Source organism: Marinobacterium profundum, from assembly GCF_001528745.1.
Lineage (GTDB): Bacteria > Pseudomonadota > Gammaproteobacteria > Pseudomonadales > Balneatricaceae > Marinobacterium_A > Marinobacterium_A profundum.
In genome coordinates this window covers 1-24,099 of record NZ_BCNS01000086.1, presented here as the reverse complement: position 1 = coordinate 24,099, position 24,099 = coordinate 1, and the positions used below count along the sequence as shown (strand labels likewise).

19 protein-coding genes are annotated in these 24,099 nt (G+C 59.6%); 5 read left to right on the top strand and 14 right to left on the bottom strand.

The genetic code is table 11. The features are described 5' to 3' along the window. Positions 1 to 5 precede the first annotated feature (5 nt). From MPRO_RS05430 to MPRO_RS05405, 6 genes are all read right to left on the bottom strand, one after another. Positions 6 to 2,414, bottom strand: coding sequence for an ATP-binding protein (locus tag MPRO_RS05430; protein ID WP_067288451.1), 2,409 nt, complete (start codon positions 2,412 to 2,414; stop codon positions 6 to 8). Further along, a complete protein-coding gene (locus tag MPRO_RS05425; protein WP_216821247.1) occupies positions 2,386 to 3,225 on the bottom strand; it encodes a substrate-binding periplasmic protein in 840 nt (279 codons plus the stop codon). Before MPRO_RS05425 ends, MPRO_RS05430 begins: the two co-directional genes overlap by 29 nt. Then, entirely contained in the window at positions 3,225 to 3,953 is a 729-nt protein-coding gene (locus MPRO_RS05420; RefSeq protein ID WP_067288448.1) for a response regulator, read from the bottom strand. The genes MPRO_RS05425 and MPRO_RS05420 overlap by 1 nt, the downstream gene beginning before the upstream one ends. A 204-nt stretch (positions 3,954 to 4,157) precedes the next feature. After that, on the bottom strand, positions 4,158 to 5,465 hold the full coding sequence (locus MPRO_RS05415) for a HupE/UreJ family protein (RefSeq protein WP_067288446.1): 1,308 nt from the start codon (positions 5,463 to 5,465) through the stop codon (positions 4,158 to 4,160). A gap of 54 nt (positions 5,466 to 5,519) precedes the next feature. Next, entirely contained in the window at positions 5,520 to 6,128 is a 609-nt protein-coding gene (locus tag MPRO_RS05410) for a VOC family protein (protein ID WP_082708464.1), read from the bottom strand. 202 nt (positions 6,129 to 6,330) lie between these two features. Next, positions 6,331 to 7,248: an AraC family transcriptional regulator gene (locus MPRO_RS05405; RefSeq protein ID WP_082708463.1), complete on the bottom strand. Its 918-nt coding sequence runs from the start codon at positions 7,246 to 7,248 to the stop codon at positions 6,331 to 6,333. A gap of 142 nt (positions 7,249 to 7,390) precedes the next feature. Between MPRO_RS05405 and MPRO_RS05400 the strand changes: the two genes are divergently transcribed. Further along, a complete protein-coding gene (locus tag MPRO_RS05400; protein ID WP_245635036.1) occupies positions 7,391 to 8,005 on the top strand; it encodes a cytochrome P460 family protein in 615 nt (204 codons plus the stop codon). A gap of 190 nt (positions 8,006 to 8,195) precedes the next feature. Here the strand turns inward: MPRO_RS05400 and MPRO_RS05395 are convergent, their stop codons facing one another. The 8 genes from MPRO_RS05395 to MPRO_RS05360 all read right to left on the bottom strand — a co-directional run bounded on the left by MPRO_RS05395 (position 8,196) and on the right by MPRO_RS05360 (position 15,130). Then, entirely contained in the window at positions 8,196 to 9,770 is a 1,575-nt protein-coding gene (locus MPRO_RS05395) for a GMC family oxidoreductase (RefSeq protein ID WP_067288441.1), read from the bottom strand. Positions 9,771 to 9,772: 2 nt separating this feature from the next. Beyond that, positions 9,773 to 10,315, bottom strand: coding sequence for a gluconate 2-dehydrogenase subunit 3 family protein (locus tag MPRO_RS05390; protein ID WP_067288438.1), 543 nt, complete (start codon positions 10,313 to 10,315; stop codon positions 9,773 to 9,775). An 80-nt stretch (positions 10,316 to 10,395) separates the two neighbouring features. Then, positions 10,396 to 11,121 carry a lipoate--protein ligase family protein gene (locus tag MPRO_RS05385; RefSeq protein ID WP_067288436.1) on the bottom strand — a complete coding sequence of 242 codons (726 nt, stop codon included), beginning with the start codon at positions 11,119 to 11,121 and terminating at the stop codon, positions 10,396 to 10,398. 5 nt (positions 11,122 to 11,126) lie between these two features. Continuing rightward, on the bottom strand, positions 11,127 to 11,819 hold the full coding sequence (locus tag MPRO_RS05380; RefSeq protein ID WP_067288435.1) for a 2-oxo acid dehydrogenase subunit E2: 693 nt from the start codon (positions 11,817 to 11,819) through the stop codon (positions 11,127 to 11,129). Positions 11,820 to 11,876: 57 nt separating this feature from the next. Then, positions 11,877 to 12,110, bottom strand: coding sequence for a biotin/lipoyl-containing protein (locus tag MPRO_RS05375; RefSeq protein WP_067288432.1), 234 nt, complete (start codon positions 12,108 to 12,110; stop codon positions 11,877 to 11,879). Between the two features lies 1 nt (position 12,111). Next, positions 12,112 to 13,140, bottom strand: coding sequence for an alpha-ketoacid dehydrogenase subunit beta (locus MPRO_RS05370; RefSeq protein WP_082708461.1), 1,029 nt, complete (start codon positions 13,138 to 13,140; stop codon positions 12,112 to 12,114). A 75-nt stretch (positions 13,141 to 13,215) separates the two neighbouring features. Further along, positions 13,216 to 14,202 (bottom strand): thiamine pyrophosphate-dependent dehydrogenase E1 component subunit alpha, encoded by a 987-nt coding sequence (locus MPRO_RS05365; RefSeq protein ID WP_067288430.1) that lies wholly within the window; start codon positions 14,200 to 14,202, stop codon positions 13,216 to 13,218. Positions 14,203 to 14,503: 301 nt separating this feature from the next. Next, the gene (locus MPRO_RS05360; RefSeq protein WP_067288428.1) at positions 14,504 to 15,130 is read right to left on the bottom strand and encodes a response regulator transcription factor; all 627 of its coding nucleotides are present in this window, start codon (positions 15,128 to 15,130) and stop codon (positions 14,504 to 14,506) included. A 505-nt stretch (positions 15,131 to 15,635) separates the two neighbouring features. Here MPRO_RS05360 and MPRO_RS05355 point away from each other — a divergent pair. The 4 genes from MPRO_RS05355 to MPRO_RS05340 all read left to right on the top strand — a co-directional run. Then, complete coding sequence (locus tag MPRO_RS05355) at positions 15,636 to 17,315, top strand: efflux RND transporter periplasmic adaptor subunit (RefSeq protein WP_158651758.1); 1,680 nt, start codon at positions 15,636 to 15,638, stop codon at positions 17,313 to 17,315. Continuing rightward, positions 17,303 to 19,411: a hypothetical protein gene (locus tag MPRO_RS05350; protein ID WP_067288422.1), complete on the top strand. Its 2,109-nt coding sequence runs from the start codon at positions 17,303 to 17,305 to the stop codon at positions 19,409 to 19,411. The genes MPRO_RS05355 and MPRO_RS05350 overlap by 13 nt, the downstream gene beginning before the upstream one ends. 15 nt (positions 19,412 to 19,426) lie before the next feature. After that, positions 19,427 to 20,347 carry an efflux RND transporter periplasmic adaptor subunit gene (locus MPRO_RS05345; RefSeq protein ID WP_067288419.1) on the top strand — a complete coding sequence of 307 codons (921 nt, stop codon included), beginning with the start codon at positions 19,427 to 19,429 and terminating at the stop codon, positions 20,345 to 20,347. A gap of 46 nt (positions 20,348 to 20,393) precedes the next feature. Beyond that, a partial coding sequence (locus MPRO_RS05340) for a DUF4347 domain-containing protein (protein WP_158651761.1) occupies positions 20,394 to 24,099 on the top strand: 3,706 nt, incomplete at its 3' end.

Genomic DNA, 24,099 nt, shown 5'->3' with positions numbered 1-24,099 from the left:
CCCGGTTAATCACCGGCCCGCTTTTTTGCGTCTGCCAGGCTTTGCTGCAGCACGGGGCTTAGCTGGGCCCACGCCTGTTGCAGCCGTTGCTGGTGCTGCGGCGGGTCACTCTGCGCCTGTTCCGCCAGCCGCTCAAGGGTGTGCAGCCCTCTGGCGGCACGGGCCAGACCCAGGGTATCGCAGCTGCCGGCTAGACGGTGGGCCAGGGATGCGGCTTCGAAGGGGTCAGCGGTGGCAATGGCCTGGTGCAGCTGGGGCTCAAGCTCAGCGTAGCTTGTGCAGAAAAGCCCAAAGAGGGCCCGCAGCTTGTCGTCGCCCAGCACCTGCCGATGCACCTGCAGCAGCTGGGTATCCAGCAGCGGCGGCTGATCTGATTCCAGGCTCGAGCTGAGCGCCGGCTTTAAGCCTGGCGCCAGCGTCTCAAAGCGCGTTTCGTCGCTTGTCTGCAAGGTCAGGGCAGCATGGGCCTGACAGGCGCCATGCAGCGCTTTGTGCAGCTGCTCCCAGTGCACGGGTTTGGCGACTACATCGTGTAAGCCCTGGGCCAGGTAGCGGCGAATGTCTTCGGGCCCCACGCTGGCGGTGAGGGCAATGATGGGTGTATCGCAATTGAGGGAGTCACTGTGGCTCTGGATCTCACGGCTGGCGTCGAGTCCGCTCAGGTGGGGCAGGTGCATGTCCATCAGAATGGCATCAAAGCGCTGCTGTTTGCAGCAGGCGATGGCCTGGTGACCGTCTTCGCAGAGCGTCACCAGATGATCGTGGCGTTCCAGCAGGGCGGTGACAACCTGCTGGTTGATGGCCATGTCCTCGACCAGCAGCAGGCTGAGGCTCTCGAGCCTTGGGCTCTCAATGCGGGGGACCTGCGGCAGCTGTGCCAGGCAGTCAAGACTGAGTTCAAACCAGAAGGTGCTGCCCGTGCCGACCTCGCTCTCTACGCCTATGTCGCCCCCCAGGGCCTCGGCCAGCTGGCGACAGATCGCAAGGCCAAGGCCAGTGCCGCCAAAGCTGCGGGTAATGCTGTCGTCGGCCTGGGTAAAGCGCTCAAAGATGTACTGCTGCATGTTGCGGGGAATACCGATGCCGGTATCGGCAATGCGAAACTGCAGCCGCTGCTTACCCGGTAGGCTCTCAAGCCGGCGCACCGTCAGGCTGACCTGGCCCTGGCGGGTGAACTTGATGGCATTGCTCAGCAGGTTGGCGAGAATCTGGCGCAGGCCGGTTTCGCTACCGTGGCAGGCGTCGTGCAGATTGGCGTCCAGCTGCACGCTCAGTTGCAGGCCTTGCTGCTCGGCCCGGGCCGACATCAGCCGCACCTGGGTGTCGATCAGCTGGCGCAGTGAAAAATCCCGCGGGGGCGGAACCTGCACACCGTTTTCCAGCCGGGCATAATCCAGCACAGCGTTAAGGGTCGCGAGCAGGGCTTCGGTAGACTGGTGCAGTACATCAAGCTGCTGCTGTTCCGCTGTGCCCAGACTGGCGTGCTGCAGCAGCTGAATCATGCCGAGCATGCCGTTCATGGGGGTGCGGATTTCGTGACTCATGGTGGCCAGAAACTGCGACTTGGCCTGGTTGGCGGCGTCGGCGATGTCCTTGGCGGTTTGCAGGCTGCGGGTGCGCTTGTCCACCAGGGCCTTGAGCTGGTCACGGTTGTAGCGCAGTGCCTGCTGCTCCTGTTCGCGCCGGTCTATATCCTGGCGAATGGCCAGGCGCATGTCATTCAGGGCATTGACCAACTGGTCCAGCTCGTCGGCGCGCCCCGGTTGCTGGCGCACCAGCTGCAGCGGGCTCTGGAGTTCGCCGGCCCCGATCTGGTGGCTGAAGCGCGCCATGCTTTCGAGGTGCCGGGTGACCAGGCGCTGGAAGATAATCAGCAGTGCCAGGGTAATGAGCAGCACCAGTGCGCTCTGGCTGAGCAGGATGTTCAGCCCGGTGTTCCACAGCCGCTGATAGACCGCCTGCAGGTCGGTGCTGACGTACAGACGCCCGAGCCCGCGCTGCTCGCCGTTTGCCAGGGTATGTACCAGTGCGAACGCGTGCCTGAGACTGGCCCCGGTGACAGGGGTGGCGCTGCGGTTCATGCCAAGATCAGAGCCTGGGCCTGTGTCTTCAAGCTGCAGCTGCACGGTGTCGGGCAGGGTCAGAATACCCTTGAGCTGCAGGCGAATCTGGGCTTCATCCAGATCCCACAGGCTTTTGGCGAGGGAGCTCAGGTAGCTGCTGCGGATCAGTTCGAGGCGCTGTTCGATGGCCTGCATTTCGCGGCGGTAATCGAGGCTCAGCTGCAGTGCGGTGGAGAGCAGAATAAACACGAAACTGCAGCCCAGTACACAGAGCATCATGCGATAGCCCAGCGGGTGTTCGCGGGGGTAACGCAGCAGGCCGTTAAGGGCCGGGTGGCGTGGGCGTTTCATCGGGACTGGCCTGTAGGCTGGGCGAGGCCTGGCTGGGCTGTGCAGGGCTCGAGGTGTCGGCGTTGAGATACTGCTGGCTGTAGTGGATCTGCAGTTGCGCCAGGGTGCCATCGGCGTGCAGTTCGCGCAGACGCCGGTTGATGTAGGGCAGGTGCGGCTCAAGCGCGCCTGCGCGGCGCACCGCAATGTAGTAATGCTCGGTGGTCAGGGCGCCTGGCAGCGGCTCAATGATGTCGTGCAGTTTGAGCCTGAGGCTTTGCAGGCGGCCGGTTTCACGCCCCAGCGGCATGTAGTCGATGCGCCCCAACGCCAGCTTGGCAAAATTCTGCTCGCCCCTGGAGACCCATTCGATATGGCCTTCGCGGCGCACATAACGGTCGAAACGGTCGCCAAAGCTGTCGCCCAGCAGCAGGCCTGCGGTTTTGTCTTTCAGGTCTTCCAGCTCGTGAAAGGGAAAGCTGTGCTGGCGGTTAACAAAGACCGCCACCGGGTCGTTGACCACGTATTCGCTGGCATAGCTGAGGTATTCACGCCGCGCGTCGGTGATATAGGCGCTGACCACAATATCGACCTGACCTTCGCGGGCCTCACGCAGGCAACGCTTCCAGTTGCCGCGTACATCCAGCTGCACGCGGTAACCCAGCTCGCCAAAGAGCCGCTGCACCACATCCGGTGCCACGCCGGTTAGCTGGCCGTTCTGGTCCCAGGACAGTGGCGGGTAGATAGGGTGACCGCAGGCGACGAGCGGCTCGGCCGCCCGCGCCGATCCCGCGAGCACAAGCCAGGCCAGCAGCATGGGGAAGACCCGCATCAGCTGCAACCGGTGCTCTGGGGCGTGAACAGGTAACCGGCGCCATGCACCGTGAGGATAAGACGGGGGTCGGCAGGATTGTCCTGCAGCTTGCGCCGCAGCCGGCCGATCAGCACATCGATGGTGCGGTCACTGGGCGCCCACTGGCGGTTGCGCATCCGGTCCATCAACTGGTCGCGGCTCAGGGTCTGGCCGGCGTGGCGCATCAGGGTGGTCAGCAGCTGAAACTCGCCTTCGGTGAGGGGGGTACTGTTGTGTTGCTCGTCGCTAAGCTGGCGGCTGTCCATGTTGAGGGTCCAGCGGTCGAACTTTTTCAGGTTGGCACTGGGTTTGGTGCCAGCCAGTGCCTGCTGGCAGCGACGGACGCGGCGGATCAGATTCTTGCCCCGGGCCAGGATTTCGCGGGGGTTAAAGGGCTTGGTGACATAGTCATCAGCGCCACACTCGAGCCCGATCAGCCGGTCTATATCATCGTCCCGGCCTGTGACCAGAATAATGCCAATCTCGGAGCCGACGCGCAGTTCGCGGGTAAGAGTCAGGCCGTCCTTGCCGGGCAGGCGGATATCCAGCAACACCAGCTCGATACTTTCTTCACTCAGCAGGGTTTCAGCGTCTTCGGCGTTGCTGGCGCAAAATACCCTAAAGCCTTCGTTCTCGAAGTAGCTCGACAGGCACTGGCGGGTCAGTTCGTCGTCATCGACGACCATAACGGTGGCAACGCAAGACATGAAATAGACAACTCCGCAGGCGCCCGCACGCGGTGGCGATAATGGTAAGTGGCGATAATCGGTGGATAAAGATAAATAGTCGATAAATAGAGAAAGCCGGGTGCTTTGGTGCACCCGGCTTAGTGGGCGAGTTTATCGGATATCGACAGGGGCTGACAGCGCGGGCGCTCTGTAATGTCGCAATGGGGCGTCAGGGCGGTGATATCAGACAGGGCTCCAGCCCAGGGCGCCCATCAGATCAAGGCTGCGCTGGCCCGACCAGAAGAGTGCTGCCAGCAGGCAGGGTGTGGCCAGCAGGGTGCGAAAGGGTAATTGCGGCAGGGGCCAGTAGCGCGCAAGCAACCAGAGCAGCGGCAGGGCCAGGGCATAGATTGACAGCTGGGCCAGCTCGATACCGGCGTTAAAGCCGAACCAGAGCAGCAGCAAATCGCCGGGGGCCTGGCCACTGGCTTGCTGCAGCATGAAGGCAAAGCCCAGGCCGTGCAGCAGGCCTATAAAGAACACCCGCCCGGCCAGAAGGCGCTGTTCCAGACCCATTAGCAGGCAGGCGCCGCTGTACAGGATAGACAGGGCGATGGCGGTTTCGATCAGCGGGATAAACCAGGGCGCCTCGCCCAGCAAGCCGGCGGCACCTATGGCCAGGGTGATGGAGTGGCCGAGGGTAAAGGCCAGGGAGTTGCGCACAAATCCGCGCCAGTGGCGTGCCGCCAGAATCAGAATCAGCATAAAGAGCACATGATCCAGCCCGATTATTACATGGTGAAAACCCGAGCCCAGGCTGTCGCGCAAGCGCCATTCAAGCTGGCTGTCGCTGCCAAGGCGCTGTGCCAGCACGCCGGATGAGGTGAGGCAGGTGCGCTGACCCTTGCTGCCAGTGTCGTTGCTATAAAACGTAATGATGTTAATCGAACGGGCGGCGATATCCGGCCATTCGTTCGGGCTGCTGCGGATTTCGATTAGCTCACCCAGCGCAGTGCCGGGGTAAAAGGCGCGAAAATCCACCAGGGCATCGGCCATCTCCGAGGGTGCCTGGCTGATATCCAGGGGCAGGTTCAGGGTGGCGCGGATCTGCGGCAAATGGGTGAAAGGGCTGCGCTCGGCTACAGGCTGGATGCGAATGGCACTGATGATAGGGGCGGTTTCAATGGGTCTTGTGTTGGCGTCTTGCTGTTGTGTGGGCCGCACCAGCTGCAGCGCCTGGGCCAGACGTGCCTGCAATTCCTGTGGTGCCCGCTGCAGTGCGCGGGTATCCAGCAGCAGGGCATCGGGGCTGTCCTCTGCGTTATTCGCCATTACATAAGGGACGCCTTGCAAAGCCGCGTCCGGATTCCAGTCTTTGGGTAGCAGTACCGATGCCAGTGGCAGGCGGGCATGGATCAGAGTGCCGCCCATATGGGCTTCTATATGCACAATGCGGGCAAGGAAATTCTGAAAGTGGGCCTGGGCCTGTGTCGCGGCCAGCAGCAGTACAAGCGCCAGTGTGGATCTGATTCGGCCAGTGAATGAATGCATGATCGCTAGACTCCCGAAAACGCCGCCCGGCGGGCGGCGGTTGTGTAGGTACGATCAGCTGCGCGGATCCCAGAGGCGATCGGGGGTGGTTTTCTCGTAGGCTTTGCCATCAGGCGATGAGACCAGCTCCATCTGCATGCCCCAGGGTGACATGAAGTAGATCCAGGTCAGGCCAGCCAGGGGACCGTCGGTGAAGGGGTGGGGTTCGCCCAGAAAGCGCACGCCCTCGGCCTTCATCGAAGCGATGGCGGCATCCAGGTCATCAACGTAAAAGGCGATATGGTGACCGCCGATATCGCTGTTTTTGGGCTGTGTCTTGCGCTGATCCGGCGAGCTGTATTCGAAGATCTCGAAGTTGGTGCCGTTGCCACAACGCACCAGGTGGGCCACCGGAATTTCGGCGCGGGGGTTCACATCCAGATTGTCCTGCATCCAGTTGTCTTCAAAGGGGCCGAAGGGGCCTATGGTGAAAAAGGCCTGACAGCCCATCACATCCACCAGAAAGTCCACCGCCTGATCGGTGTCCGGTACGGTAAAGCCGAAATGATCGGTGCCGCGTACGCCGGGTGTGCTGCCTGCATTGGCGGATGCGCTTAAGGTGCTGAGCACGCCTATGGAACTGAGTAGCAGCACTGAGAGCGCCTTGCGATAACGGGAAGCCATAAATATTTTCCTTCTTGTGGTTATGGGTTTGCCAGCAAGACAAAGCAAATTGGATGCCAGCCCGCCTTTATGTTGGGCGAATTACTGGAAAAGCCAGAAACCACGGGCCTTCTAGGCTGTTCATGAGTGCCAGGCCCGATACTTAGAAACTGAATTTTTGGACCTGCAAGGGGGAAAGTGCCGCAGTGGCGCTACGCCGGGGTCAGACTGTCGCAGGGGTCTGTGCGACAGTCTGTGGCAGGGCTTGTTCTTTTTCTTGTGTGAGGGGTGCAGGGCGCTGGTTTGCTGAGGGGTCGGGCGGGTTACAATCGCTGTTTTTCAGCCACTGGGTGGGTGACTGCCCGAGGGTCTGGCGGAACACCTTGGCCAGAGCTGGTGGGCCGCTGTAGCCCACGGCCTGGGCAACCCAATCAGTGGGGCGTCCTTCCAGCAGCAATGACTGCGCCAGGCTGATGCGCCACTGGGTGAGGTAGTCGCCAGGAGTCTGCCCGAGGGTCTCGCGAAAGGCGGCGGCAAAGCGGGCGCGGGACATGCCGGCTTCCGAGGCCATTTGCGCCAGTGTCCAGGAGGCTTGGGGCTGGTCGTGCAACGCGATCAGGGCCCGGGCCAGACGTGGGTCGGCCAGGCCCGCCAGCAGGCCGACATCGATTTCATCACTGTCCATCAGGTGGCGAAACAATTGAATGATCAGCAGTTCGCATAAGCGGTCCATCGCCGCCTGGCGGCCACAACGATCAATCAGGGCTTCATCAAACAGCAACTCCAGGGTACGACTCAGGCCCTCGAGTTGTGCCAGTTCAAGCAGGATAGGGCCGCTGAGCGCACGGGAAAGTGGATTGCGGGCCGAACCGAAACTGAAATCGCCACATACGGTTTCGGCGCCATCCGGTCCTGGAATCAGGCTGTGACCGGTGGGTTGTAGAAAGAAGATCAGGCTGGGTTCTGTCACCAGACGGTCGGGGGCCCCATCGACCTGCAGGCGCAGGCTGCCTTGTTTCAGCAGATGTATGTGGCCTATGCCATCCGTGCTGTCGTAGCGGGATGCTTCGCACAGCGGGCCGCTGTTGAAAATGCGCGCGCGCAAATGAAAATGCTGCAGCAGGGCGGCAAGCCGGTCCATAAAGATACGCCTGGATAAATAATGGAGACTAAAAGATACCAGCAGTCTCGCTTTGTCGTCCACACTTGCATGGCTCACTCAGCAAGCCGTTTGCGTTAGCGCGCCAGGCGGCTCAGTGATAACAAAGCATCGGAGGTGCAGCATGAACAGGATGATGACGCAGCGGGTGTTGCCAGGCTTGAGGGCAGGCATGACGGGAGCCTTGAAAGCAGGCGCATTGGCAGCCCTGCTGGTGAGTTCCACCGCAGTGCTGGCGCAGTCATTGGCGGAAGAAACCTACAGTCGTTATGTCGACGCGAGCGGCAGCATTTCGCTGCCCGAGGATTTTCGCCTTGAATGGACTCACCTGGGGTCCTGGGTGGTGTCCGAAGCGACGGCACCGGGGGCCGGCTTTCATGATGTCTATACCCAGGCAGAGGCCGCCAGGTCCTTTCGTGAAAAGGGTGTCTTTCCCGATGGCGCCGTACTGATCAAGGAAATCCGCACCATTGAATCCGGCGCCAAGACGACAGGCCCTGCGCTCTGGGCCAAGGATCCGGCGGTCTGGTTTGTGATGGTGAAGGACAATCAGGCCCGTTTTGATAATCCGCACTGGGGCGAAGGCTGGGGCTGGGCGCTGTTCAAGGCCGAAGACACCGGTGTGAACGCATCGGCAAGCTTTGCCGAGACCTGCCAGGGCTGCCATGTGCCGGCACAGCAGAACGACTGGGTCTTTACCGAGGGCTACCCGACCCTGCAGGCGCCGATGGTGAAGTGAGTGTATGGCCCGGACTTAGCCTGCGGGGGCTTTGGTGATGGGTGATGGGTGATTGGTCAGGCGTAAGGCTGTGACGTGTGCCGCCGGAAACTGTGCAAGGCCACCGGTTGATCGCAGTGGTGGCCTTGCACGGGGAATAAAAAGGACGCGCGACTGGGCGCGCGCCAATGTGGGTTGAAAGGTCAGGCTCTTAGATCATCTGCTGTTGCATCTGGTCGGCGATGTACTCTGCCTGCCGGATGGCCAGTGCGACGATGGTCAGGGTTGGGTTTTCAGCGGCACTTGAGGTGAACTGGCTGCCATCGGAGATGAAAAGGTTGTTAATGTCATGGGTCTGGCCCCATTTGTTAACAACGCCATCCTGGGGGCGTGCGCTCATGCGGTTGGTCCCCATGTTGTGGCTGGCCGGGTAACGGTCCATGACATTGACCTTGGTTGCACCTGCCGCTTCAAGGATGGCTGTCGCCTGTTCATTGGAGTGCTTGATCATGGCCGTGTCATTGGCATGGTTCCCCTTGTAAACCACGGGAATCGGCAAGCCATACTGGTCTTTTTCGGTGGGATGCAACGTAACGCTGTTTGACTCCACGGCCATGTCCTCGCCGCAGATCCAGAAGCCCGCCATGTTGTCGTAATTGGCCAGGGAGTTAGCCAGCTCGCGGCCCCAACCGCCGGGCTTGAGAAACGCAGACATGAAGGGGAGGCCGATGTGCAATATTTCCAGCTCGTAGCCGCCAACGTGCCCGCGACTCGGATCATTGTCTGCCCAGGTTGAAACCAGACCGGGTACGACAGGGCTTTTATACATGCTCACCGTGTCCGGCATTTCGCCGTATATGCCGGTGCCCGTGTGGGTCATGTAGTTCTTGCCGACCTGGCCGGATGAGTTGGCCAGTCCCTGCGGGAACAGGCTCGAGGCCGAGTTCAGCAACAGTCTCGGAGACTCGATAGAGTTGGCAGCGACCGCCACCAGGCGGGCCTTCTGAAAGTGCTGGTTACCGTCCTTGTCAACGTAGAGTACGCCGGTCACTTTGCCGCTATCGTCATGCTCGATGCGCAGGACCATTGAGTCAGGCCGTACTTCTATATTGCCAGTGGCCTCGGCCTTGGGGATGGATGACTCCATGGTTGACCATTTCGCACCGAAGCGGCAACCCTGCATGCAGAATCCCGTTACCTGGCAGGCCGGGCGACCATCACGCGGCGTGGTATTGATCGCCAGGGGCGCCGGGCGACAGTGGGCCCCAACGCGCCTTGACCCCTCGGCGATAACCTTGAAGTGGCTGCTGGGTTCGTGGTAGGGCTGGCCGGAGGCCTTGGTGCCGGTTACCCCCAGCTTGGCTTCCGCCTTTTCATAGTAGGGGGCAAGGTCGGCGTAGGATATGGGCCAGTCCAGCACGTTGGCGCCGGCAATCTCGCCGTTCAGGGAGCGCATCTTGAATTCGTGCTCCTGGAAACGCAGTGCTACACCCGCCCAGTGAATGGTCGCTCCACCCACACCCTTGACCAGCCATGTCGGCAAATTGGGGGATGTCTGGGTAAGCGCGGTTGGGCCGGCGGTAATGCGCTTGTCCAGCCAGGTAATTTTACTGAACATCTTCCATTCGTCGTTTTCAATATCCTTTCTTTCAAAGCGCTTGCCCGCTTCAAGCACGACGCAACGAATACCTTTCTTGGCCAGTTCGTGTGACAGGGTGCCGCCACCTGCGCCGGAACCGACGATGACTACCAGGCTGTCGTCATTCAGATCAAATGCTGTTTTCATGTTCAGGCTCCTTTAATCCAGTCATTTTTTTCATAGCCGCGGTAGCGGTAACCACCCTTTTCCCAGGATGATCCGCCGTAGCCGAAGCGGGGCCAGAGCTCTTCGTTGTTGTAGATGCCCATCATCAGGTCGCCCCTGATTTTCTGGAAAAATGGTGTGTCCTCCAGTGCCTTGAGGACGGTGACGCGGTCGGCTTCGGCTGTGACTTCAAGGTAAGCCTTGCCGAAAAGCCTGTTTGCCTGAGCATCCAGGGCGGCGACACCGTCCTTGAGCAAGGCTTTAAGGTCGTCGTCCTTCTCGGCCTGTTCAGCCAGCGGTGTCATGACCTGGGCGTAGTACTTGTCTTCAAGCGTGTCATGGGGGTAGATGTCGCGGGCCATGCGCAGCAGGGTGGCGCTGGCTTGATCACCGATGGCCTTGGCGGCCCAGGCCGCCGGTGACAGCAGTGCGCTGCCAAGGGCACCTGCGCCCACGGCGGCGACAGTGCTGCGCGCCAGAAAACGGCGTCGACTCAGGTTGGTGTCAGTGGCTTTATTCTTATTCATGGAGCCTCCTTCAGGCGGCGCCCGACTCAAGTGTCGGTGCGCTTGTGATGCTGTTTATTTAGGTTCAGGGGTTCAGGGATTCAAGGTTCACTCAGGCAGTTGCTGATGCGTTGCAGGCTCTGCTGGATCAGGCCGTCGGTGTTGCCCGGCAGCAGTTCAGCCAGGGATACATGCAGTGCAGGATCGATACGATCGGCCATGTCGCAGGCGCCGTAGAAACGATTGCCCGCCTGCCACAGGGCGGGGAGGTTTTCGTCACACAGAATGACGGCATGGGCCAGCACGGCAAATTCGTCCGCGGCAGCCCCGGTGTGGCTGGCCATCTTGCGCCAGCGCTGGGCGGTTCCTGCGAGCTTGCGGCCGGCAACCACCAGGTTGTAGTCGCCATTGCAGAAAGCGCCCTCCACCGATGCGCAGTAGGCCTCGATACCCAGGTTTTTCAGGCACTCGATCAGCGGCTGGCACAGACGCTGGTAGCTGGCGTGAATGGCCCCAGGCTCGCGGCGCTGGCGAAAGGCAATGGCGACATTGATCAGCCCGGGGGCCTGGGGTGTCAGGTCACCACCGGTGTCCCGTACCACCACCGGCCAGCCCTGGGCCTGCATGGCTGCACAGGCGTGATCGAACGCAGGTCTGCGGCCAAGGCTGCGCGGTACCACCAGTGACTGCTCGCAACGCCAGAGAAACAGGCCCGAGTCCTGTTGGCCCTGAACCACGCGCTCAAGCAGCGCCAGCTCCTGGTGCAAGCCTTCCAGTGGATTGAGGATGCTGTCGCTTGTCTGATGAAGCCGCGCTGCGTTAGCCATGATAGTTACCCCTGTTCGATCTGGTCGCACAGGTCGCTGAGAAAGGCAGCAGCGGGGCCGCCATCCAGCGCCCGATGGTCAAAACTCAGCGACAGGCCCATGATGCGCCGCGCGCTGATCTGACCATCCGGTGTGACCCAGGGCTGGAGCCGGGTTTCGCCGATACCCAGAATCGCGATCTGCGGCAGGTTGACGATGGGCGTAAAGTGACGCACGCGGGACAGCCCCAGGTTACTGATGGTAAAGGTGCCGCCGGTCATTTCCGGCACACTGAGCTTGCCGCTGCGGGCTCGGCTTTGCAGCTCACGCCTGGCTTCGGAGCGCGCTTCCAGGGACTGGCTGCAGGCATTGAAGAGGGTGGGTGCAACCAGCAGGTTACCGGGTAGCGCCATGGCAAAACTCAGGTGTACCGACGGGTTGAGCTGTATTTCACGACCCTCGACGCGGCCGTTTGCATCCGGGTGGCGGGCCAGGGTGGTGATCACGGCCTGGGCAATCAGGTCCTCGATGGATACCTTGACACCCTGTTCGGCCAGGCGGGCCTTGGTGGCAAACAGGGCAGTGGCATCGCAATCGGCGTGGTGGCTCAACTGCGCCGCCTCGTCGAGGCTTTTGCGCATATTGTCGGCAATCATGCCGCGAACACCGCGCAGCGGTATCACTTTGAGGCTCTGGGCCTCGAGTGTGCTGGTGGACATTATTATTCTCCAGCGCGGGTGTCAGGATAACCTGGCACCCGCGTGTCGTTGCTCTGGCTAGCCGATATGGCCGATCAGTTCGCCCTTGGCGATAACTTCGTCGACATCTTTGAGGATCTGCAGGGTGCCGCTGGCTGGCGCCTCCAGTTCGTACTGGATTTTCTGCACCATCAACTCGGCGATGACATCGCCCTGCTGCACGTCGCCGCCTTCGCTGGCGAGCCAGGCGGTAATGACGGCTTCACTGTCTTCTTCCCACAGGGTCTCGGGCACACGGACTTCAATACTCATCTTAGCGGGTCTCCATTTTTTGCATTTTTTCAAAGGCTGCGATGATCTTTTCGGGGCTGGGCAAGGCCCATTGTTCCATTACCGGCGTAAAGGGAATGGGGATGTCGGGGTAGGCTACGCGCTGGGGCGGGGCTTTCAGTGTCACACCCTGTTCCGCCACGCTGCTGATGATCTCGGCGCTCATGCCGTAGCTGTGGTAATCCTCATCCACCACGATCAGCCGACCGGTCTTGCGCACCGACGCCAGCACGGTGTCGCGGTCCAGCGGCACCAGGGAGCGCAGATCTACCACTTCCGCACTGATGCCGCGTTCGGCAAGCTTACGGGCAGCCTTGAGACCGTGGTGCACGCCTGAGGTAATGCCGACTATGGTGACATCGCTGCCTGCACGTACTATCGCGGCCTTGCCGATGGGCACTTCGTAGGCTTCTTCAGGTACATGGACGATGGCGTCTTTCTCAGTGCCCAGCCAGCCCATGCCCTGCAGCGCCTTGTGGAACATGAAAATTACCGGGTTGTTGTCGCGAATGGCCGCAGTCATCAGTCCCTTGGCGTCGTAGGCGTTGGAGGGGGCAACGACTTTCATGCCCGGCAGATGGGCGAAGGTGGCGTGCAGGCACTGGGAATGCTGGCCGCCATCGCTATAGCCGCCGCCGGTGGAGGTCATCAATACCACTGGCACCGGGGTTTCACCGCCGGAGAAATAAATGTTTTTGGCCATCAGGTTATAGATGGCATCGAAACAGACGCCGAAGAAGTCGACAAACATCAGTTCGACGATCGGGCGCATGCCATCGGAAGCCGCGCCCACGGCGGCGCCCATAAAGGCGGTTTCGGATATCGGGGTATCCCGAATGCGTTGCGGGCCGAACTCTTCGTGCAGGCCACGGGTGTTACCAAACACGCCTCCCAGAGGGCCTACATCTTCACCCATAACGAAGACTTTTTCGTCGATGCGCATTTCCTGGGCGATGGCTTCTGCCATGGCCCGGGCAATGGTGAGCTTGCGTTCTTTAGTGGCAACAGTCATTTGCTGCTCCTCTTGTTCTTGGAATAGGGGAATTCTTGCGCCATGGTTCCGGGCAAGTTCAACGTAAAGACCGGATTACACAAAAACCTTTTCCATGGCTTCTTCCGGTGCCGGGTAGGCACTGTCCCGGGCGAAGGCAATGGCGCTGTCGATCCGGGCGTTGCAGCGTGTCACCAGAGCTGCATCGTCACTGTCGGTCCAGCCGTACTGGGCGTGCAGGTGCGCACGCATTTTGGGAATCGGATCCTTGGCAAAGAGGGCGTCTTTCTCGCCTTCCGGACGATAGCCTTCGGCGTCACCCATAAAGTGGCCGGCGAGGCGGTAGGTTTCGATTTCGATTAGGCTTGGCCCCTCGCCACGGCGGGCGCGATCTATGGCTTCACCGGCAACTTCAAACAGGGCCAGCGGATCGTTGCCCGGTACGAAGTGCCCTGGCATGTTGTAGGAGGCCGCGCGCAGGTCGTTGCGTGGTACGGCGGTGGAGCTGCTCTTGGAAACGGAAATCCCCCAGGCGTTATCCTCGATCACAAACACCACCGGCAGTTTCCAGACAGCAGCCAGGTTGAGGGTTTCGTGGAAAGCGCCCTGGTTGGCAGCGGCCTCACCCAGGAAGGCCACGGCGACGCCTTCCTTGTTCTGCATCTGGCGTGACAGGGCGGCACCTACGGCGGGCCCAAGGCCCTGGGCGATGATGCCGGAGCAGGAAAAATTCACCGCCGCATCGAAAATATGCATGTGGCCGCCGCGACCGCCGGACAGGCCCGTCTTCTTGCCGAAGATCTCGGCGGTCATGCGATCCAGGTCCACGCCCTTGGCGATGGCAATATGGTGTGGCCGGTGGGTGGCGGTAACGATGTCGCTGGCCTTGAGGTGAGCGCAGACACCCACGGCGCAGGGTTCCTGGCCGTTGGACAGGTGCATCTCGCCGGGAATGGGGCCCTTGGCCATGTTGAACGCAGGTGTCTTGCCTTCCATGTAGATGGTTTCGATGGACTCTTCAAAGTAGCGGCTGAGGAGCATGTGCTCGTACATCCAGAGTTGTTGTTCTTTGCTGGGCTTCATGGATACCACTCCTTTTATTCTTGGTATTCGGATGGCGGGTCAGGTGCACGCCTGATGCCTGTATTAGGTAGAGCAACCGCCGTGCCAGTTTTATAACTCACTGTTTTTGTTGGTATTTATGGAGAGTTTCGTTTTTTTATTTAGAGCGCTGGTACAGGCTGTCGCGACGGATGCCACAGCCCTGACACAGACTGTCGCGCCCGCTGATACAGTTTTTGGGCACATGGGCAGGACGGGACAGAACGCTAACCCCAGGGGCAAGTCGCAAGGTACAAGGAAAAGCAAATAGGACATGCAGAAGTCAGGCGGACAGTCGTATCTGCTGCAGGCTCATGACCAGGCGGGTGCGGTTGCTGACACCGAGCTTGCGAAAGATATTGCTCATATGGGTTTTCACCGTATGCACGCTGAGGTTGAGGCTGTCGGCAATCTGCTTGTTGGCCAGGCCATCGCCAAGTGAGTGCAGCACGCGCATTTCCGTTGCGGTGAGGCGGTGCAGCGAAGGCGGGCTTGGTTCAGCGCACGGCTGTGCCAGAGCCGGCTGGATCCAGCGCTCACCCTCGCGCAGCTGCGTCAGCGCGACGGCGAGGTGCGCCACCTGCATGGAGGCGGGCAGCAGGCCACGCAAGCCGCTGTGGCGAAGTTTTGCGATCAGTGCCTTGTCCGTGACCGTGCTGCACAGCAGAACAGGAGCCTTATGTTGCTCCACCAAGTCGGCCAGTTTGCACAGACAGGACAGTCCCGGCAGGCTGTCATCCAGCAACAGCAGGTTGTGACCCGTTGCGGCGCGCCAGCGTTGCGACAGTTCGCGGAAGTGGTCGCAGTGGCGACTCTGGTAGTTAATGCCCTGTTGGTCGAGGGCGAGCTCCAAGCCGCGGCGGTAAAGCGGCGAGCGGTGGGCGATTAGAATGTTAAGGGGGCTGTTCACGGGCGTGCCTCTTCTGATTATTTTTTATGGCGGGAGTTTGAGGTTGTGGCGTCGCGGTATTTGGGTGATAAAACGCCTCATGGGTACCGAAGCAAGATCTGAACCACTTGGACTGAAAGTCCCAGATGTGGGCGTTGTGTCGGGGGATAGGCTGTTTTTATGCGCCTGGATGCGCCGGAGTGTCGCGGTCAGTGTCGCAAGGGGTGTCGCCACGACATTCGAGGCCCCATGGAACTCTGGATGGGTGAGCCAGGACTGGCTTGTGCAGTCGACAAGCGGTGTCCTTCGTATAGTTAAACTTCATTATTTTTGGTGGGAATTGTATTGCTCGAGGCTGGAAGTGGTGGCGGCAACTCGTACCGGATTGGCGCATTACCGCGGCTTAGTGGCCGATTTATTGACCGCTGTCATGGTGGGTGGGATAGTATCTGGGCGCGACCGCTGTTAAGTGCATCTATAGTCATGAACGATGGCTTTGTCGGACAGCCTCCTAGGTGACGAGTCAATGCCGCCAGCCCATCAGGATCCCCAGGGACACATGGATAAAACTCTTAATGCTCGCAGGCTAAGCTGGATGTGCAGCATGCTGCCCGACGTGCGCCGAGGCTTCTGGCTCGATGCTCAGCTGGGTACCCTTGCCTGCTGGCCTGAGCAGGTGCTGGCAGCTGAGGATGTGAAGGCTATTGCTCGCCTGGCGCATCGGCAGCAGGCCTTGACCCAGTCGCAGTTGATGCTCGCAGGTAAAGCATATGCAGTGATGGCACAGCCGCTGCAGGCGGACCTGGGTGTTTTAGTGTTTGTGCTGGAATCTGGCGCCAAGCCGGCCAGTTTTCAGCGTTTGCTGGCGTGGGCGTGCGAGTGGCTCGAGCAACTTCTGCAATCCACTGAGGCCCAAGCCACTGCGCCGGATCTGCTGTTCGACTATTTGAACGGTGCTCAGTACCACAGCCAGCACGCTGCCGCACCGCAGGGAGCTGATAAAGCAGCCCTGCATAGTCTTGAAAGAGCGGCACTTTTCGCTCAGCAGCATTGGGGGCTGGACTGTCATTTTGTTACCCGCAGTCAGGGTCGTGCGCTGGGCAAGTCTGTGCCGGTCTCCCTGAGCGCGGCTGAACGAGACACTGTTTTTGCAAGTGCCCCAGAGTCCGGCGAACTAGCCGACTATCAGGGCGTGCTGGCGGGTCGCAGATACAGCGGAGTGGTACTAGCGGCTGGGCGCGGATCTGACCGCACACTGGTGCTCTTCTGTAATTGCGCGAGTGCCGATGGAAGAGCCTCCACCCTTATGGATTCGCAGCGCAAGCAGTTGCAGCTGCTTGCTTTGCTTGTGTGTCAGCACGAGCGCAGTATGCGGCACAGTCCCACTATTTCCTGGTGGCGCAAGACCCGATACAGGGTTGCGCTGGCGGCATCAATGCTGATGCTCATAGGCGCAATGCCGCTGGAATATCGTCTGAGTACAGGTGTGACTCTGGAGGGGGGAGAGCAGCATGCGGTGGTGGCGCCCTTTGATGGCTTTGTCGGTGAAGTGCACTACCGGGCCGGCGATCAGGTGGAGCAGGGCACCACTATCATGGCCATGGATACACGGGATCTGTTGCTGGCCGGACAGAAGCTGCAGGCCGAGATCGATGAATTTCAGCAGCAGTATCGGCGGGACCTGGCGGGTCGGGAGTTGGCGTCGGCCTTGGTCTGGCGCGAACGGCTGCAGCAATCCAGGATACAGCTGCAACGGGTGCAGCAGCAGCTGCAGCGGGCACTGGTCACCGCACCCTTTGCCGGTCATCTGATATCGGGCAACCTTAACTACAAACTCAATGCGCCTGTCAGCCAGGGGGAGGTGCTGTACGAGATCGCCTCCTTGGAGGGCTATCGACTGTTGCTCGAGGTGGCCGAGTCCGATATTCGTTTTCTGGCGCCGGGCCAGCGTGGCACCTTGCAGTTAAGGTCCATGCCACAGCAGGCGCTGGACATGCGTGTCACGCGAATATTGCCAGTGCCGCTGCGAGAGTCGGGTGCCCAGTCGTATCTGGCTGAAGCTGTGCTGGACACCGAAGTGGTGGGATTGCAGCCCGGCATGGAAGGCATCGCCAAGGTGGGCGTCGGCCAGCATTCACTCGCCTGGATTAGCTTTCACCATCTGATTGACTGGCTAAGGCTGCAGTGGTGGCTATGGACACCCTGAATCCTTACCTGACGTTGCATCCGGCGTATCAGACACTTAAATCGCTGCCTCTATCTCTGCATCCGCAGCTTGATCACAGTGTGCAGGATGCCAGCGATGGCCGCTGGGTCGTCATGTCCTGCGGCGGTGCTGAGGGGCATTATCGCTGCCGTGAGCGGGTGTTTGAATGGCTGCAGCAACTGGACGGCCAGGCCACCCTGGATGAGTTGCTGCTTCTGCTTAAACCAGGTCCAGAGCAGGACCAGGGGCTGCGGGTGCTTTACGCCCTCTATCAGGCTGATTTCCTCAGCCAAGCCTCGCCAGATGTGGCGCCCGTGTCTTGGCATCGTCGTTTGGGATCCTTTCTGATGTATCGCCTGGGAGTGCAGCCGCCAGCCGCGCTGGTGGCCGCATTGCAATGGCTGGCGCCTGTGTTGCTGCGCCCCAGTCTTGGCTGGGTCTGGGCTGGCTGGATTGCCTGGGGGCTCTATTATGCCGCTGGCCAACAGACGCAACTGCTGGAGCATTGGCACAGTCGCTTCCTCGATCCCTCCAGTCTGTTGCTGCTTTACCTGGCCTATCCGCTGCTCAAATTGCTGCATGAGCTGGGTCATGCTCTGGCTCTGGTGCGCTGGGGCGGGCGCCTGGAACAGGTGGGTCTGATGCTGATGGTGTTTGTGCCCTTGCCCTTTGTCGATGCCAGCGATGCGCATCACTTCAGCCAGCGGCGCCAGCGTGTACTGGTGGGCAGCGCCGGGGTTATGGTGGAGCTGGCGCTGGCCGTGGGCGGTTTGCTGCTCTGGTCGCAAAGCCCGGAGGGGCCCTGGCGTGACCTGGGTTTTAATGTCGCATTTATAGGTGCCCTCAGTAGTTTGCTATTTAATGGCAATCCTCTGATGCGCTTCGATGGTTATTATGTGCTCAGTGATGCCTTGAATGTGCATAATATGAACAGCCGCAGTTATGGTTATCTGGGCGCGCTGTTACGGCATTATTTCTGGGGTTTCGATTCTGTACAGAAAGTAGCCGCTAACCGCCGCGAAGCCTGGATATTGGGCACTTATGGCATCCTGTCTTTTATTTATCGCTGTTTTGTCTATTACTGGATTTGCTATTATCTGCTGACGCATTTCTTTGTGCTGGGGGCTTTGCTTTCGCTGCTGGCGTTTTACCTGCTGTTTTTAACGCCGGTTTATAAAGCCCTGGCCGGAATTTATCTTGAGTCCCGCAAAAATCAACGATTACCCGGTTCTTTCGCCAGGGCGCTGCTGCTGGGCGGGTTCTGTGGCTGGGCTATTTTTGGTTATCAGGGCAGTCTGAGCTGGGCGCTGGAAGGCGCGGTGCAACTGGCGCCTCAGGCGCAGGTCAGGGCCATGGAGGCGGGTTTTGCCAATACACCGCTGCTGGCTCACGGCACAAAGGTGGTGCCAGGACAGAGCCTGCTGGAGTTGAGTTCACCGGACTTGCAGGCCCAGTACAGTGTTGCCCAAAGCGAGCTGCAGGAGTTGCAGCGCGAGTACCACAAACGCCAGGAGCGCAGCGAGTTGGGCAAATGGCAGTCACGCCTTGATGCCAAGGCCGATGAGCTGGACAACCTGCGTCAGCGGGTTGATTACCTGCAGGTGACTGCACAGACGCCAGGGCGCTTTGTGCATGCCGATTTTACCAACCTTGCAGGGCGCTTTATCGCCCAGGGTGATCTGGTGGGCTATGTGCTGGAACCGGACGCGAAGCTTAACCTGGTAGTGGCGGTGCGTCAGCTGGCTGCTGAACTGGCGAGCCGACAGAATCTGACGGCCGAACTAAGGTTCGCCGCGGCCCCAGCGCAGGTTTTTGAGACCCGATTGGTGCGGCACACGGGGGCTGCTCGATACGAATTGCTGGATCCAGCCTTCGGCTCCGATCAAGGTGGCGACGTTCCGGTCGATATAAGGGGAGATGAGTCCCTGGCTAAGGAGCGGATATTCTATTTCGAGCTTGAGCTTGAATCGCCCTGGACCCAAAGTTACCTGCCGCGCATGGCGCAGGTAAGGCTGGCGTTGCCAGGCGTGACGCTGTTTGAAAAGTGGATAATCTTCTGGCGGGACAGATTGCTGACCGAATTCGGCTGGCTTTAGGACAAGGAGTTTTTAATGCGGGTTATTGGTGTGTTGTGTTTAAGTCTGGCGCTGCCGGTCTGGGGCAATGAGGCTGCGCCTGCCCAGGGCTTTTCTGCGGCCGTTCCCGCTGATTCCCCGGAGATTGATGGTGAACTGCCGGCGCTGGACTGTCTGATCAGCCCAGGCAAGGTGGTGAATATCAGTAGTCCGGTGCCCGGTGTCATTGACATGCTGCATGTGCAGCGTGGCGATATAGTGGAGGCCAAGGCATCGGTGGCCCAGCTTGAATCCGAGATTGAAAAGGCGACACTGGCGCTGGCACTCACTCGAGCCCAGATGGTGGCCGAGTCTGAAGGTGAGCGGGTCAACCTTAACTATGATCAGTTGCAGCAGGCGCGTTTCGTCAAACTTTCTGCCCGTAACATGATCGCGGAACGTGAACAGGATGAAGCAGAGCGTTCCCTGAAGTTGTCGCGCTGGCGCCTGCAGCAAAGCGAGGAACTGCAACGGGTGCGTCAGCACGAATACCTGCTGGCCGAGGCACAACTGAAGCAAAAGCATATTCATAGCCCGATTTCCGGTCGCGTGGTGGAGGTCTTCCGTCATGCCGGTGAATACGTCGATGAAGAGCCTATTCTGCAGGTGGTACAGCTTGACCCGCTGCGGGTTGAGGCCATTTTGCCTATGCATTTGTATGGCCGGGTGGAAACAGGCATGACCGCGAGCGTGTACCCGGAAGTAAATCCGACCCAGGCCTATGGTGCCACTGTTACGCTGGTCGATCCGGTTGGTGACGCCGCCAGTGGCACCTTTGGTGTGCGCCTGGAACTTCCCAACTCCGACGGGCGTCTGCCTGCGGGTATGAAGTGCGCGCTGCAATTTACCTCTGTCACCATGGCTTCGCAGGACAGCGAGGCGGCCGGATCGGATCTGGTAGCGGTGCAAAATCCCTGATTCGTCAGGCGCAGGCGTGATCGCGCCGAACAAGGAGTTAAACAGTATGACAGCAGGGTGGTGGCGCTCTTTCGAGGCAACTGAAGATTTCGCGCTGGAGCGAATGGAGCCCCGTGTCATGTTGTCGGCCGACCCGTTGCTTGAGCCATTGTTGCCCCTGCTAATCGACCGTGATGGGCGGGACGCGGTGCTCGATGCCGATTTTTCTTCATTGGAAGAATCGTTTGAACCGCTGCTTGAACCCGCGCTGGCTGCGGCCGTTCTACCGCCGGTGCCAACACTGGCGGAATTTGATTCCAGCTCGGTGCCGGAATCTGCCACAGATAACATTGCGGACTATACAGCAGACGCCGCGCTCAGTTGGCTGGCCGTGGATCTGGAGATCCAGGCCAGCGAGCTGATCCTGATTGACGCTGGAGTGGAAAATCGTGATGTGCTACTCGATGAGCTCTTGTCCAGCCGCCCGGATACCCGTTTTAACATCCTTTTGCTTGAGTCTGGCCAAAGCGGCCTTGATCAGCTCGCGGATTACTTTGCAGGGCGCGAGGATATAACGGCGGTACATTTGCTCTCCCATGGCAGCGGAGATGGCTTCTGGCTGGGTACGGACTATGTGTCTGCCAGCAGTTGGGACGCTTTAGCGCCGCGTTTTGAGCAGTGGACCGACATATTTGCCACTGATGCTGATTGGCTGCTTTATGGCTGCGAACTGGGGTCCACGGAGCAGGGCCAGCAATTGCTGCGATCCCTGGCGGATACTCTGGGGGTTGATGTGGCGGCCAGTGATGACCTCACCGGTGCAGCGAGCCTGGGCGGTGACTGGGAGCTGGAATTCAGCTATGGCCAGATTGAGGTGGCGAGTCTGCAGGCCCAAAACTGGGAGGCGGTGCTAGCCTCGCCGCAGCGAGGCTTGCTGGTGTCGATCACCGACTCTGTACCTTTGATAAGCGGTGTGCCGGGCATAACCGGTTTTAGCAATGGTGAAGTTCTAAACTTTACCAACCCCAATCTGATGTATGGCGAAGCTACTAACGGTACTTTCGCATCCCTGGCAGATTTTGGCAGTGCGCAGCTCGACGGCCTGCATTACATGGCCTCTGATCTTGTGCTGGGTAATGCGCTGGATCCAACCGCAACCACCTATCAGCTCTTGCAGGGTGACATGCTGTTTTCCACCGTTAATAGCGTGACTCTGGGCGGTGTTGCCGTGACGGCCAATGATATGGTGCTGTATAGGCCCAACGATGTGGGTGATTATTCGAGCGGCACTTTCATGGTGCTGCTTGAAAATCCTACGGGCGCCAATCTGCGTGACTTCAGCATTCTTGAACAGACGACTACGGTTGCCGGGCAGCTGCTTAACGCCGGATCCTGGTTCTATGCCTCTGCTGACAAGCTTCAGGAGGATCTGCATCACTCAGAGATTACCTCGGTACTGGCGGGCTCCACTGCAATTTTTAATCCACTGAAATTTGTCGATGGCAGCAATATTGGTTTCGAGTCGAAGATTCTTGGCGTTGAGCTGGTGCAGCAGACAGTAACCCAGGGCAGCATGACATTTAGCAGCGGTGATTTGCTGCTGTCATTTGCCTCAGCCGAGAGCGCTACGGCTTCTGCAACCGTCAACGCCTTCAGTGCTGACGCACAGGATATTATCCGTTTGAAACTGACCGGATTTAATGCATTGACTGCGGGCACGGTCGACAAGGTGTTCGATGGCAGTGATGTGGGCCTGGGGAGTCTGCTGGCGACGAACAGCATAGGTACCATCGCGCTTTATGACCTGAACTCTTTGCCCCAGGGCAGCGTTACCCTGAGCGGCACGCCGAGCGAGAATCAGACGCTGAGCGTTAGCAATAACCTCAGCGATGCGGACGGTCTGGGTACTATCAGCTACCAGTGGTACCGCGACAGTCTTGCGATCAGTGGTGAGACGGGCACCAGCTATATCCTGAACGATGTCGATGTGAACACCAGTATCACGGTTCGAGCCAGTTACACCGACGGTTATGGTATCGCCGAAACCGTTGATTCCAATACTCTGGGGCCTGTAGCCAACGTTAATGATGCACCCACCGGCAGCGTGACTCTGAGCGGAATACCAGCCGAAAATCAGACGCTCAACGTGAGCAATAATCTGGCAGACGCTGACGGTATCGGTACCATAAGCTATCAGTGGTACCGCGGTACGGTGGCTATCAGCGGAGAAACTGGCAGCAGCTACACCCTGGTTGATGCCGATGTTGGCACCAGTATCAAGGTTCGGGCGAGCTACACAGATGGCTTTGGTACCGCAGAATTTGTGGACTCCAACGCGCAGGGGCCTGTAACCAACGTCAATGATGCACCGACCGGCAGCGTGAACCTGAGTGGTACAGCGATCGAAGATCAGACTCTCACGGTAACAAATGACCTGGCCGATGAGGATGGTATTGGCGCTATTAGTTATCAGTGGTACCGAGAGAACGTAGCCATCAGTGGCGAGACCGGTACGAGCTATACCCTGGGCGATGCGGATGTTGGTTTTAACATTAAGGTGATAGCTAGCTATACCGATGCCTTTAATACAGCCGAGGTTGTGGAGTCCAATACTCTGGGGCCTGTCGCGAATATCAATGATGCGCCGACGGGCACGGTAACTCTGAGCGGCACGCCCACCGAAGATCAGACCCTCAGTGTCAGCAATGACCTGGCGGATATCGACGGTCTCGGGACAATCAGCTACCAGTGGCTGCGTGATGGTGTGGCCATCGGCGGTGCGACCGGCACGACCTATACCCTGGGCGATGCGGATGTGAACAGCAGTATCACCGTGCGTGCCAGCTACACCGATGGCTACGGTACGGCGGAGGCGGTGGTCTCCAATGCGCTCGGTCCCGTCGCGAATATCAATGATGCGCCCACGGGCACGGTAACTCTGAGCGGTACAGCGACCGAAGACCAGGTTCTGACCGTCAGCAATGACCTCGCCGATATCGACGGTCTGGGGGCTATCAGTTACCAGTGGCTGCGTAATGGCGTCGCCATCGGCGGTGCAACCGGCACGACCTATACCCTGGGCGATGCGGATGTGAACAGCAGCATTAGCGTGCGTGCCAGCTACACCGATGGCTACGGTACCGCGGAGGCTGTGGTCTCCAATGCGCTCGGTCCTGTCACGAATATTAACGATGCGCCGACGGGCACGGTAACTCTGAGCGGCACGCCCACCGAAGATCAGACCCTTAGCGTCAGCAATGACCTGGCGGACATCGATGGTCTCGGGACTATCAGCTACCAGTGGCTGCGTGATGGTGTGGCGATAAGCGCTGCGACCGGCACGACCTATACCCTGGGCGATGCGGATGTGAACACCAGCATTAGCGTGCGTGCCAGCTACGTCGATGGTTACGATACGGCGGAGGCTGTGGTCTCCAACGCGCTCGGTCCTGTCGCGAATATTAACGACGCACCTACCGGTAGCGTGACCCTTACAGGTACAGCGACCGAAGATCAGATCCTTAGTGTCAGCAATGACCTGGCGGACATCGACGGTCTTGGTGCTATCAGTTACCAGTGGCTGCGTAATGGCGTCGCCATCGGCGGTGCGACCGGCACGACCTATACCCTGGGCGATGCGGATGTGAACACCAGCATTAGCGTGCGTGCCAGCTACACCGATGGCTACGGTACGGCGGAGGCGGTGGTCTCCAATGCGCTCGGTCCTGTCACGAATATTAACGATGCGCCGACGGGCACGGTAACTCTGAGTG

What these genes read in the sequence shown, in the direction of transcription:
- MPRO_RS05430 (WP_067288451.1), bottom strand. Translation starts at nt 2,414, where the DNA reads ATGAAACGCCCACGCCACCCGGCCCTTAACGGCCTGCTGCGTTACCCC.
- MPRO_RS05425 (WP_216821247.1), bottom strand. Translation starts at nt 3,225, where the DNA reads ATGCGGGTCTTCCCCATGCTGCTGGCCTGGCTTGTGCTCGCGGGATCG.
- MPRO_RS05420 (WP_067288448.1), bottom strand. Translation starts at nt 3,953, where the DNA reads ATGTCTTGCGTTGCCACCGTTATGGTCGTCGATGACGACGAACTGACC.
- MPRO_RS05415 (WP_067288446.1), bottom strand. Translation starts at nt 5,465, where the DNA reads ATGCATTCATTCACTGGCCGAATCAGATCCACACTGGCGCTTGTACTG.
- MPRO_RS05410 (WP_082708464.1), bottom strand. Translation starts at nt 6,128, where the DNA reads ATGGCTTCCCGTTATCGCAAGGCGCTCTCAGTGCTGCTACTCAGTTCC.
- MPRO_RS05405 (WP_082708463.1), bottom strand. Translation starts at nt 7,248, where the DNA reads ATGGACCGGCTTGCCGCCCTGCTGCAGCATTTTCATTTGCGCGCGCGC.
- MPRO_RS05400 (WP_245635036.1), top strand. Translation starts at nt 7,391, where the DNA reads ATGAACAGGATGATGACGCAGCGGGTGTTGCCAGGCTTGAGGGCAGGC.
- MPRO_RS05395 (WP_067288441.1), bottom strand. Translation starts at nt 9,770, where the DNA reads ATGAAAACAGCATTTGATCTGAATGACGACAGCCTGGTAGTCATCGTC.
- MPRO_RS05390 (WP_067288438.1), bottom strand. Translation starts at nt 10,315, where the DNA reads ATGAATAAGAATAAAGCCACTGACACCAACCTGAGTCGACGCCGTTTT.
- MPRO_RS05385 (WP_067288436.1), bottom strand. Translation starts at nt 11,121, where the DNA reads ATGGCTAACGCAGCGCGGCTTCATCAGACAAGCGACAGCATCCTCAAT.
- MPRO_RS05380 (WP_067288435.1), bottom strand. Translation starts at nt 11,819, where the DNA reads ATGTCCACCAGCACACTCGAGGCCCAGAGCCTCAAAGTGATACCGCTG.
- MPRO_RS05375 (WP_067288432.1), bottom strand. Translation starts at nt 12,110, where the DNA reads ATGAGTATTGAAGTCCGTGTGCCCGAGACCCTGTGGGAAGAAGACAGT.
- MPRO_RS05370 (WP_082708461.1), bottom strand. Translation starts at nt 13,140, where the DNA reads ATGACTGTTGCCACTAAAGAACGCAAGCTCACCATTGCCCGGGCCATG.
- MPRO_RS05365 (WP_067288430.1), bottom strand. Translation starts at nt 14,202, where the DNA reads ATGAAGCCCAGCAAAGAACAACAACTCTGGATGTACGAGCACATGCTC.
- MPRO_RS05355 (WP_158651758.1), top strand. Translation starts at nt 15,636, where the DNA reads ATGCCGCCAGCCCATCAGGATCCCCAGGGACACATGGATAAAACTCTT.
- MPRO_RS05350 (WP_067288422.1), top strand. Translation starts at nt 17,303, where the DNA reads ATGGACACCCTGAATCCTTACCTGACGTTGCATCCGGCGTATCAGACA.
- MPRO_RS05345 (WP_067288419.1), top strand. Translation starts at nt 19,427, where the DNA reads ATGCGGGTTATTGGTGTGTTGTGTTTAAGTCTGGCGCTGCCGGTCTGG.